Source organism: Streptomyces sp. NPDC054932 (genome assembly GCF_053610205.1).
The window spans coordinates 1-10,619 of sequence record NZ_JBSGXU010000247.1; the positions used below are offsets into that span (position 1 = coordinate 1).

Below are 10,619 nucleotides of genomic sequence, written 5' to 3' on the forward strand. Positions count from 1 at the left end.
GGGCCTGCGCCCGCCCGGGGCGGTTACGGGTCAGGGGCGGTGCGGTCCCGCGGAGGCGACGGTGTCCTCGAGGCGCAGTCCGCGCAGCAGCAGGAGGGCGATGTCGTCGGTGCGGGGGGCGTCGCGGTGGGCGTGCTCGATGAGTTCGTCCGCCAGATCACCGAGGGGGTGGTGCTCGGGGGCGTCGGCGATCAGGGCCGCGACCGCGCCGATGGCCTCCTCGATGTCCCGGCGGGGGGCTTCGACGAGCCCGTCCGTGTAGAGGGCGAGGAGGTCGCCGGGGCCGAAGGGGATCGAGGTGGCCGTGTACGAGGCCTCGGGGTCGATGCCCAGGAGGAGCCCGGCCGGGAGCTGCAGCATCTCGGTCTTCCCGCCGGGGTGGCGCAGCAGGGGCGGTGGGTGGCCGGCCGAGGCCAGGCGGGCGGTGCGCCGGGCGAGGTCGATGTGGACGTACATGCAGCTGGTGAACAGCCCCGGTTCGAGGTCGGTGACGAGCCGGTTGGTGCGGGCGAGGACTTCTTCGGGCGGTGCGCCGGCGCCGGCATGGACGGCGGTGCGGACCTGGCCCATGAGGGCGGCGGCGTTCACGTTGTGGCCCTGTACGTCACCTATGGCGGCCGCGACGGTGGTGTCGTCGATGCGGATGAGGTCGTAGAAGTCTCCGCCGACGTCGAGTCCGTGTGCGGCGGGCAGGTACCGGGCGGCCACGTCGAGGCGGGGGACACGGGGCAGGGTGTGGGGCAGGAGGCCGGTCTGCAGGCTGCGGGCGAGCTGGTGGGTGGCGTCGTAGAGGCGGGCGCGGTCCAGGGCCTGCGCGATGAGCCCGGCGATCGAGGTCAGGACGGCGCGCTCGCCGGGGACGAAGGTGCGGGGGTGCCCGTAGGCGAGGACGAGGGAGCCGATGGGACGGTTCGAGGCGATCAGGGGCAGGAAGGCCCAGGCGGCCATGCCCTCCTCGACCGCCGCGTCCGGGTGGGCGGCCAGGAGCTCGCTCATGTTGCCGAAGAACAGGGGCGTGGCGGTGCGCAGGATGTGGGTGATGGCGGTGTCGGCCGAAACGGGTGTGCCGTCGAGGTCCGCCACGTGCCGGGCGGAGTATCCGCGGTGGCCGACGATCCGCACCCGTCCGTCCTGCTCGGCCAGGAGGGCCATGGCGTGGGCTCCGAGCGAGGGAACGATCTGGTCCGCGGCCTTCTCGACGACGTCCTGCGCGTGGGCGGCCTCGGTGAGGGTGGCGGCCAGCAGCATGAGCGGGTAGAGCGCGGTGGCCCGGCTGGGTGCGGTCTGCTCGGGAGCACCCAGCGGGAAGGGGGCCGGTGCGGCCTCGCGGTCGCTGCTCGCCGTGGTGATGCGCACGCTGATTCCGGTGTTGTCCGGGTACAGGTCGAAGCGCAGCTGCTGTCCGGTGGGGCGGGCGGCGATGAAGCTCCGCGGCAGCCGGCTCATCGCCACGGCCCGGTAGTGGTTCTCGATGGTGGGGGTGTCCATCCAGGGCAGGGCCTCCCACGGCAGGGCTCCGAGCAGGTCGGCCACGGGCGCGCCGAGCAGGTCGGCCGCCTCCGGGGTGATGAAGGTGATGGTGCCGTTCAGATCGAGTGCGCAGTTGCCTCCGGGGAGGCGCCGGACGAAGGCCATGGTGGTCGCCGCCTCGGCCGGGCCCGGTGTGGGGGGCGGGAGCGGTCGCAGGATGACCGGAATCGGCGTGGGCCGCAGGGGCAGGCCGTCACCGGCGGCCCGTAGCAGGATGCGCGCCAGTCGGTTGCGGCCGGCTGCCAGGGCCCGGCACTCCCGCTCGTCGAGGTCGGGCCCGTGCGAGCCCGGCCACAGGAGCACCAGCCCGGCCCCCGTCCGGCCGTCGGCCCGGTGGGCGGTTTCCGCGGTCAGCGGGGCGGCGGCGAGTGCGAAGTCGTACGGGAGGACGAGGCCGAGGCGGGGGTAGCGGCGGGCCGTGTCCTCCTGGCCGCCGAGCCAGACGAGCCGGCCGTCGCGGACCGCGTCGGCCACCGGGATGGGGTCGTCCAGGGCGACCCGGGACCAGGGTGCCGCGAACTCGCGGGAGAGCCCGGAGGCCAGCGCCAGGTGCAGGACGCGCCGGGCGGGGTCGGGGTCGGGGAGGTAGAGCATCCCGATGGACGCTCCCGCGTCGGCGCATGCCTCGACCAGTGCCTCTCTCAGCGCACGCCGGTCGGCTCCCTGCTCGCGCCCCGGAACGTTTCGCACGTCACCATGTTCCCCCCATCCCCGCTCTCCCGTCGGAACCTGCCGGTCCGGGCGAGCCCGCGGGAGCCGCCGGGCGCCCGCGGGAGCCCGCCCGAGCCGGCGGCGGCCCTGCGCCGCGCCTCACGGCGGGTCGGCGGGCCCGAGGTCGGGGTGGGCCTGGAGCAGCCCGGGCGGGGCGGCCTGACGCCAGGAGTCCACGATGATCGCGCGGAGCTCGTCGGCGTCGTCGAGGGCTGCCAGGCGGGCCCGCACCCAGGCGAAGGACGCCTCGTGGTCCGCGATCCAGAACTTCTCCGGTTCGGCGCGGACCAGCTCGTCGCGCTCCTCCTTGGGGCAGCGGACCGCAAGGGAGGTCTCGTCGTCGGGGAGGGTCAGGAACATCTTCCCGGCGACGCGGAAGGTGGGCATGGCCCACGCTTCCTTCTCCGTCGTGTCCGGGAGGGCGAGGGCGATTTCACGGGCTTCATCGGACGTGCACACCCCCTGACCGTACGACAGGCCACTGACATCGCCGGGTCAGGGCGTCACGGCGACAGGGCGTCCACCTCGGCCTCGAAGAGCAGGGCCGGATCCAGGCCCGTGCCGGTGAAGTGGCCCGCCAGTTCCAGGGACAGCACACCGTGCAGGCGGCTCCAGAAGGTCAGGGCCAGCCGCAGCGCCGACGGCGGGGCGTCGGGGTGGCTCGCGGCCCATGCGCGGTGGTCGGCCAGGTGGTGCTCGACGCCGCGGGGCTCGGCGCCTTGGGGCTCCGCACCCGGGGCGGGGGCCGGCGCCGCGGCGGTGCAGGCGTCCAGCAGGACGGACATCAGCTCCGAGGCGATCGCAGTGACGTCCTGCGGCGCGTGGTACCCGGGCACCGGGGTGCCGTAGACGAGGAAGTAGCGGTGCGGGTCCTCCAGGGCCCAGCGGCGCAGCACCTGGGCCAGCCCGGAGAGACCGGGGCGGCCCGCTCCCCCGGACCCGTTGGTGGCGGCAGCGGCGATGAAGGCGTCGGCGAGGCTGCGGTAGGCGTCGCGGATGAGTTCGGTGATCAGCTCGTCGCGGTTGGCGAAGTACCGGTACAGGGCCGGTCCGCTCATGCCCATCTGCTTGGCGATCGCGTTGAGGGACAGCGCGGACGCGCCGGAGCCGTCGTCCTGCCGGGCAAGGTCGAGCCGGAGGGTCTGGAACTGCACCGCGGTCCGGTCCCGGTGGCGGCGGCCGGGCAGGTGGTCGTCGCGATGGAGGCCACGGGCGTGTCCTTCGCCGAGCAGCAGATGCGTCGCGGCCGCTACTACGATCAGCCGCCGTTCCCCTTCGTCCCCGGATACGACCTGGTGGGCACGCTGCTGGGCGTGGGCAAGGGCGTCGACGCCACCCTGCTCGGCAAGCGGGTGGCCGCCCTCACGAAGACCGGGGGCTGGGCGAGCCATGTCGCGCTCGCCGCCGCCGACGTGGTGGAGGTACCCGACGGCGTCGGGCCGTCGGACGCGGAGACCGCGGTCGTCAACGGCATCACCGCCTGGCAGATGCTCCACCGCAAGGCCCGGGTGCGCGCCGGCCAGACCGTCCTGGTCCACGGCGCCAACGGCGGGGTGGGCTCGGTCCTGGTCCAGCTGGCGCTGGCCGCGGGGGCCCGCGTGATCGGCACCGCCTCCACCCGCCACCACGACGCACTGCGCGCGCTCGGGGTGATTCCCCTCGACTACCGGTCCGGCACCGTCCCCGCACGGGTACGGGCCCTCGCGCCCGGCGGGGTCGACGCGGTCTTCGACCACGTCGGCGGCGACGGCATCGTCGACTCCTGGCGGCTCCTGGCCCCCGGCGGCACGCTCGTCTCGTACGGCAGCGCCGCCACCCGCGACGACGAGGGCTCCGGCGCCTGGCCGGTGCTCCGGCTGCTGGGCCGGGTGTGGGTGTGGAACGCGCTGCCCAACGGCCGCCGCGCCTACTTCTTCAACGTCTGGGCCGGCCGCGCCTACGCCAGGAACCGCTTCCGGGCGCGCCTGCGCTCGGATCTGACCCAGGTGTTCACGGCCCTGCAGCGCGGCGAGATCACCGCCAGGGTCGCCGCCGAGATCCCGCTGGCGCGCGCCGCCGAGGCGATGCGCCTGGCCGAGTCCGGCACGGTCGCCGGGAAGGTCGTCCTCGTCCCGTGAACGGGCCGCCGGGCCCTTCAGGAGAAGGGGAGCCTGTCCGGCTGGCAGATCGTGCCGGGCGGCGGGAGCGTGCCGTCGATGAAGTAGCGGCTCTCATGGGTGTTGATGCAGGTGCTGGCGTTGTTGAAGAGTGCGGTGTGGCCGTACCCGTTGTTCGTGAGCAGGCGGGCGTTCGCCAGTTCGCCGGCCATCGTCTGGGCGTCCGAGTGGGGCGTCGAGGGGTCGTACGTGGTGCCGATCACGAGGACGGGGTGCGCCGTCGGCTTGTCCCACGGGCCGTCGTACCGGTCGGCGGCCTGCGCCGGCCAGGTGGCACACGGCTCCCCGGACCAGGTCCAGTAGCGTCCGGCGTCGCCGGCACGCCGAGCGCTCTCCTCCTCCAGGCCGTGGTAGACGGCGGGGTCGCGCGGGTTGGGGCTGTCGCCGCACCACACGGCCCCCGCCTGCTCCTCGCCCAGGTACGGACTCGGGTTCGCGACCGGGGGCGGTGGCGGGTACTGGGCGGGCTTCGGGGTGCGACCCTGCCAGAGTTCCTGGAGCCGGGCGGCGAGATCGGTCCAGCCGGGACGGACGATGTACATACTGCTGATCGTGTCGGCGACCGTCGCGGCGTACGTCCACGGCCCCACCGGGTGCTCGCGCAGCCTCTGCATCAGCCGGTCGAACTTGTCGCGGGTCGCTTCCGGGCTGCCGGCCGAGAAGGCGCAGCGGGCGGTGGTGGCGGATCCGCACAGGGTGAGGAACCGGTCCAGGGTGGCCGCCGCGGTGCGGTCCGAGCCCATGCGCAGGAGGGTCGTGGTCCGGGGCTCGGCCTGCGAGGCGTTGTTCGTCCACGCCTGCGGGTCGATGTTGCTGTCGAGGACCATGGCGCGGACCCTGCCGGGGAAGAGGTTGGCGTAGGTGGCACCCAGGATGGTCCCGTAGGAGACACCGAGGTAGTTGAGCTGCGACTCCCCCACCGCCCGGCGCAGCAGGTCCAGGTCCTTGGCGGTGTCGGCGGTCGACACGTGGCGCAGGAGGTCGGGGTCGCGCTTCTCGCACAGGCGGCCCAGGGTCTCGTAGGCGTCGATCCAGGTCGTGCGCTCCTTCTCGCCCACCGGGAAGCCGACCGGTTTGCCCGCACCCCACTTCGCGGCCTCCTCGGGACTGTCGAAGCAGTTCACCGCGGTGCTGTTGCCGATGCCCCGGGGGTCCCAGCTGACGATGTCGAAGCGTTCCCGCAGGTCCTTGGGGAAGGAGTCGTAGTTCTGCGGCACCTGCACCGTTCCGGGGCCGCCGGGGCCACCGGGGTTGACGAACAGCGTGCCCAGGCGCTTCCCGGGGTCGCCCGCCCTGCGCCGTACGACCGCCAGATCGATGGCGCGGCCCGCCGGGTCGGCGTGGTCCAGCGGCACCTCGGCGGTGGCGCAGTCGTACGGGCTGCCGGGCTTGCAGGGTTTCCAGTCCAGCCGCGGTACGGTCGCCGACGGCGAGGGATCGGCCCGGGCCGGGGCGGGCGCCGCCGGGGCGAGCGCCTCCGCGGCCAGTCCCGGCGCGGTGAGCAGCGACGAGCAGATCGCCGCTGCGGCCACGACTGCCGCACAGCGGCGGCGGCCCGACAGCGGTCCGGATCCGGGCATGCCCGCCTCCTCCGTCGCGTCGACGGCGTGGCGCGGCAGCCCATGCCGTCGCTTCGGTACACCTCTGACTCAACGAAACCGCGATTCCGCGGCGCGCGCGAGCCGGACCCGCCCCGATACGGGCCGTGGGCGTCCGCAGGGGGGCGGATCGGCGAGCCGCGCGCTATCCTCCGCGGCATGATTGACATGGACATGCACTTACGGCGATCGCGCGGGCGTCGGCGGACCGGCCGGCGCTCCCTGGTGTTCCTCCTCCTGCTGGCCCTCCTCGGCACGGCGACCACGACGGCCGCCGCGCCCCGGTCCGGGGCCCCCGCCACGGCCGCCACGGCCGCCGCCGGGACCACCAGAACCGCGGCAACCGGGGCATCCGACGCCGCGACCGCCCGCTGGGGCGACCGGAGGCTCGACGAGGTCTCCTTCCTGGCCACCCACAACGCCTTCACCAACTACGAGGACTCCCGCTGGAGTTCGGTGAACCAGGCCGAGTCCGTGCGCGCCCAGCTCGAGGGCGGCGTCCGCGGCCTGAGCCTGGACACGCACTGGTACGAACGCAGCACCTGGCTCTGCGTCATCAGCTTCGGCAGCGACTGCTACCCCAGCGACGTGTACCTGTGCCACGGCGAATGCAAGACCTTCGCCGGTGCCACGTACGCCCTCCCCCGGCAGTCCTTCCACGGCACGATGCAGACCGTCGTGGACTTCCTCGCCGCCCATCCCCAGGAGGTCGTGACCGTCTTCCTCGAGGACTACGTCGGCGCCGACCAGTTGCAGTCGTCCCTCGGACGGGTCAGGGGCCTGCAGGACATGGTGTTCCGGGCCGACCAGTGGGGCGTCCGGCAGCACGGCTGGCCGAAGGTGGCCGACCTCGTCACCTCGGGCAAGCGCCTGCTGATCTTCTCCGACCGGTCCGACCGGGAGCACCTGGGCGTCATGTACGACCGGTCCTGGACGGTGAGCAACTTCTGGAGCCTCGGGGACCTGGGCAACGACCTCTCGTGCGTCAGCCGCTGGTCCGACGTGCCTCTGGACCGCCAGGAGCCCGGATTCCGGCGCCTGTTCACGATGAGCCACCACCGCAACGTGCCCACCGTCCTCACCGCGGCCCTGGACAACGGAAACAAACTGAGGAGCCGTATCGCCGAACAGTGCCGTCCGGCGGCCGGAGGGCGCGATCCGAACTTCGTCTCCGTGGACTTCCACCGCCTCTCGGACGGAAGCGGCCACACCCCCGCCTCGATCGTCGCGGAGCTCGACGCACGCCCCTGAGACGCCGCGCCCCGCACCGGACGGCCTTCGGCCGCTCCCTATGCGTCCGGCCCCGGTGCGGGCCTCGGAGCACGGTCCGCCCACTCCGGCGGGGCGGCGGCCGTCGACGTGGAGACCCGCGGCAGGGCGTACGGATGCTTCTCGGCCAGCCAGGCGACCAGCTGTTCGCGCACCGCACAGCGGGCGGTCCACAGGTCGTCCGGATCCTTCGCGGTGACGATCGCCCGCACCACGATCGTGGTGGCGGTCGTGTCGGTGACCGCCAGGTCCCAGCCGCGGCCGTCCCACGCCTCGCAGCCGTCCAGGACCTCCTTGAGCTTCTCGCGCATCAGCGCGACGGGGGCGGTGTGGTCGCAGTGGAGGAACACCGTGCCGGTCATCTGGATCCCGCCGCGCGACCAGTTCTCGAAGGGCCGCCCGGTGAAATACGAGACGGGCATGGTGATCCGGCGCTCGTCCCAGGTGCGCACGGCCAGGAAGGTGAGCGTGACCTCCTCGACCACACCCCACTCGCCGGCGACGACGACGGTGTCGCCGATGCGCACCATGTCGCCGAAGGCGATCTGGAAGCCGGCGAAGAGGTTGCCGAGGGTGGACTGGGCCGCCACGCCGGCGACGATGCCGATGATGCCGGCCGAGGCCAGGAGCGAGGTGCCGACGGCGCGGAGGTCGGGGAAGGTCAGCAGCATCGCGGCGGCGGCCACCACGGCGACCACGGCGGTGACGATCCTCATGATGAGCGTCACCTGGGTGCGCACCCGGCGGAGCCGGGAGGGGTCACGGGTGCCGAGCGCGTAGCGGGCGTACGAGGACTCGACCACGGCGGAGGTGACGAGGACGACGCACCACGCACTCGCCCCGATCAGTACGAGCGTCAGGATCCGGCCCACGGCCGCCTCGTGTTCCTGCAGCGGCCGCCACTCGATCTGCCGGTACGACCCGCGCAGCACCGCGGTGAACAGCAGCACCCGGACCGACGTACGGCAGCGGCGCAGCATGTCCCAGAGCGGTGTCTCGGGATGGCGGGCGGCGGCCCGCCGCAGCAGCAGGTCGGTGAGCCGGCCCGCGACGAGGGTGAGCACGATCGAGCCGCCGATGACGGCCGTCAGTCGCAGAAGGGTGTCCATGACTCCTCTGTGATGGGTCTGGGGATCGGGTTCGGGCGGGGTGCGTGCGCGTCCGTTGCGTGTGGGTGGGTACACGCCCATCACCACATGGCGGGACCTGATAGCCGAGGACGAGGTGAGTGCGCGTGCAGACCAGCGGACCGGACATCGACGAGCGCACACCGGGCGCACCGGGGCCGGGCTTCGCCCAGCGCCGTCGGCTCTTCCTGCGCGACGCCCGCCGGCAGGTCTCGCTGGGGCGCACGTTCGCCCGTGAGGCGCTGGAGGACTGGGGGTGGGACGGTCGGGAGACGGCGCAGGACGCGCTCCTGGTCGTCTCGGAACTCGTCACCAACGCCAACCTGCACGCCGGCGGCTGCCACGAGCTCGCGCTCCGTGCCGGGGACGTGTTCCGCGTCGAGGTGTACGACGGCGTCGGAGACCTGCGGCGGCTCGCGCGCGCCTCCCGTCCCGGCGGCCCGGGCGTCCGCGGTGCCGCGGGCGTACCGGGTGTTCCGGGCGGGCACGGTCTGCGCCTCGTGCGCAGGCTCGCGGACCGCTGGGGCGCCGAGGTCGTCGCGCACGGCAAGGTGGTCTGGGCCGAGATCGACGCCGAGCGCCTGCTGACCGGCCGCCCCGGGCTCGGGTGAACCGGTCCGGCCGGGCCGGGGGCACCCGCCCCGGGTCAGTCGTGCAGCAGCTCTTCGCGCAGGCTGCCCAGCGTGCGGGTGAGCAGGCGGGAGACCTGCATCTGGGAGAGGCCGATCTCCTCGCCGATCTCCGCCTGGGTCATCTCCTGGCCGAAGCGCAGCTCGAGGATGTGGGAGCAGCGTTCGTCCAGGTCGGCGAGGAGGGGCGCCAGGGCGTGCCGGTCCTCGACCGCTTCCAGCGCGGGGTCGACCTCGCCCAGGGTCTCGCCGAGGGTCCGCGCGGCCCGGACGGCCGTGGGCCCCTGGGCGGAGCCGGTGGCGGTCTCCTGGGGCACGTCGAGGGACTGGGTGGAGTAGCCGTTGGCGGCGACCAGGCCCTGGCGGACCTCGTCCTCCGTGAGGCCCAGCCGCTCGGCGAGTTCCGCGGCGGTCGGCGCGTGGTCCGTCTCGGAGGTCAGTTCCTCCGTGGCCTTCGCCAGCTCGAGGCGCAGCTCCTGCAGGCGGCGCGGAACGCGTACGGCCCAGGTCGTGTCGCGGAAGTGGCGTTTGATCTCGCCCGTGATGTAGGGCAGGGCGAGCGTGGAGAGCTGCGTGTTCCGCTCGGGGTCGTAGCGGTCGATGGCCTTGATCAGGCCGATGACGCCGACCTGGACGATGTCCTCGTTCTCGGGTCCGCCGGGGCGGTCGCGGAACGGGCGGGCGGCGAACTGCACCAGTGAGATGTTCATCTCGATGAGGGTGTTGCGCACGTACTGGTACGCGCGGGTGCCCTCTTCGAGGCTCTGGAGCCGTTCGAAGAAGACATGGGTCAGCTCTCGGGCATCGCGGGTCGACAGCTCCCGTGGGCAGGGCACGTCCGGCAGGCCGCTGAGGCCGCCTGCGTCTGTGTCTGCGTCAGCGGTGCCACCGGTGGGGGTGGCCGTCGTCGGGATCGTCGTCGGGGTCATGGCCTCGGCCGTGGCCGTGAAGGTCATCGTCTTCGCTCCTTGGGCACGTGTGCTTGCGGTGCGTTGCTCGACAGCTCGGGTCGTGCGGAAGTCCGCTTCCGCTTCCCCTGCACCATGTCGGGGCCTGGGACAGACGTCAAGTAATACCGGAAAACTTGTTCTGGAATTGCCTTTCGTGAGTTATCCCTCAAGAATGACGGTGTGGAGAGCGAGCACACAGGTCATCGCCGGAGCAACTGGACCTTCCTGACGAACCACGCCCGGGTTCTGATCGCCATCGCGCGTGACCCGGGCATCCGTCTGCGCGACATCGCGGTGGACTGCGGTCTGACCGAGCGCACCGTACAGGCGATCGTCACGGACCTGCAGGCGGACGGGTACCTCACCAGAACCCGGGACGGCCGGCGCAACCGGTACGTCGTCGCCCCGGGCGCACGCTTCCGCCACCCGGCGGAGGCCGGTCACGAGATCGCCGGCCTGCTGGCCTATCTCGCCGGCCCGCTGACCTCGCCGACGGCGCCCGCCGATGAGGTGGCGAACGACACAGCCGGCGGCAGCGAGCCCCACGCGACCGTCTAGGGGGTGTCCGCAAAGTAGCGCCGGCGCCCGGAGGGCGTGGCCCGCGGCGTCCGGCGCGGTGCATCGCAAGGCGGAGAGGCGCAGCTCGTAC

At 73.2% G+C, this 10,619-nt stretch carries 10 protein-coding genes; 4 read left to right on the top strand and 6 right to left on the bottom strand.

The window, feature by feature from the left end; genetic code table 11:
- Nucleotides 1-30: 30 nt before the first annotated feature.
- The 3 genes from ACWGE1_RS37195 to ACWGE1_RS37205 form a co-directional block, all read right to left on the bottom strand.
- On the bottom strand, nt 31-2,220 hold the full coding sequence (locus ACWGE1_RS37195) for a SpoIIE family protein phosphatase (RefSeq protein ID WP_453424888.1): 2,190 nt from the start codon (nt 2,218-2,220) through the stop codon (nt 31-33).
- A 120-nt stretch (nt 2,221-2,340) separates the two neighbouring features.
- On the bottom strand, nt 2,341-2,700 hold the full coding sequence (locus ACWGE1_RS37200; protein WP_453424889.1) for an MmcQ/YjbR family DNA-binding protein: 360 nt from the start codon (nt 2,698-2,700) through the stop codon (nt 2,341-2,343).
- Between the two features lie 44 nt (nt 2,701-2,744).
- The gene (locus tag ACWGE1_RS37205; protein ID WP_453424890.1) at nt 2,745-3,395 is read right to left on the bottom strand and encodes a TetR/AcrR family transcriptional regulator; all 651 of its coding nucleotides are present in this window, start codon (nt 3,393-3,395) and stop codon (nt 2,745-2,747) included.
- Between the two features lie 45 nt (nt 3,396-3,440).
- Here ACWGE1_RS37205 and ACWGE1_RS37210 point away from each other — a divergent pair, with 45 nt between their 5' ends.
- Complete coding sequence (locus ACWGE1_RS37210; protein WP_453424891.1) at nt 3,441-4,358, top strand: medium chain dehydrogenase/reductase family protein; 918 nt, start codon at nt 3,441-3,443, stop codon at nt 4,356-4,358.
- A 17-nt stretch (nt 4,359-4,375) separates the two neighbouring features.
- Here the strand turns inward: ACWGE1_RS37210 and ACWGE1_RS37215 are convergent, their stop codons facing one another.
- A complete protein-coding gene (locus ACWGE1_RS37215; RefSeq protein ID WP_453424892.1) occupies nt 4,376-5,977 on the bottom strand; it encodes an alpha/beta hydrolase in 1,602 nt (533 codons plus the stop codon).
- Between the two features lie 177 nt (nt 5,978-6,154).
- Between ACWGE1_RS37215 and ACWGE1_RS37220 the strand changes: the two genes are divergently transcribed.
- Nucleotides 6,155-7,246 (top strand): PI-PLC domain-containing protein, encoded by a 1,092-nt coding sequence (locus tag ACWGE1_RS37220; RefSeq protein ID WP_453424893.1) that lies wholly within the window; start codon nt 6,155-6,157, stop codon nt 7,244-7,246.
- Between the two features lie 38 nt (nt 7,247-7,284).
- On the opposite strand, the gene ACWGE1_RS37225 is transcribed toward ACWGE1_RS37220, so the two are convergent.
- On the bottom strand, nt 7,285-8,373 hold the full coding sequence (locus ACWGE1_RS37225) for a mechanosensitive ion channel family protein (protein WP_453424894.1): 1,089 nt from the start codon (nt 8,371-8,373) through the stop codon (nt 7,285-7,287).
- 125 nt (nt 8,374-8,498) lie between these two features.
- Between ACWGE1_RS37225 and ACWGE1_RS37230 the strand changes: the two genes are divergently transcribed.
- Nucleotides 8,499-9,002 carry an ATP-binding protein gene (locus ACWGE1_RS37230; protein WP_453424895.1) on the top strand — a complete coding sequence of 168 codons (504 nt, stop codon included), beginning with the start codon at nt 8,499-8,501 and terminating at the stop codon, nt 9,000-9,002.
- Nucleotides 9,003-9,037: 35 nt separating this feature from the next.
- Here ACWGE1_RS37230 and ACWGE1_RS37235 read toward each other — a convergent pair whose 3' ends face one another.
- The gene (locus ACWGE1_RS37235; RefSeq protein ID WP_453424896.1) at nt 9,038-9,976 is read right to left on the bottom strand and encodes a SigB/SigF/SigG family RNA polymerase sigma factor; all 939 of its coding nucleotides are present in this window, start codon (nt 9,974-9,976) and stop codon (nt 9,038-9,040) included.
- 174 nt (nt 9,977-10,150) lie between these two features.
- Here ACWGE1_RS37235 and ACWGE1_RS37240 point away from each other — a divergent pair, with 174 nt between their 5' ends.
- Nucleotides 10,151-10,528 carry a helix-turn-helix transcriptional regulator gene (locus tag ACWGE1_RS37240; RefSeq protein ID WP_453424897.1) on the top strand — a complete coding sequence of 126 codons (378 nt, stop codon included), beginning with the start codon at nt 10,151-10,153 and terminating at the stop codon, nt 10,526-10,528.
- Nucleotides 10,529-10,619 lie beyond the last annotated feature (91 nt).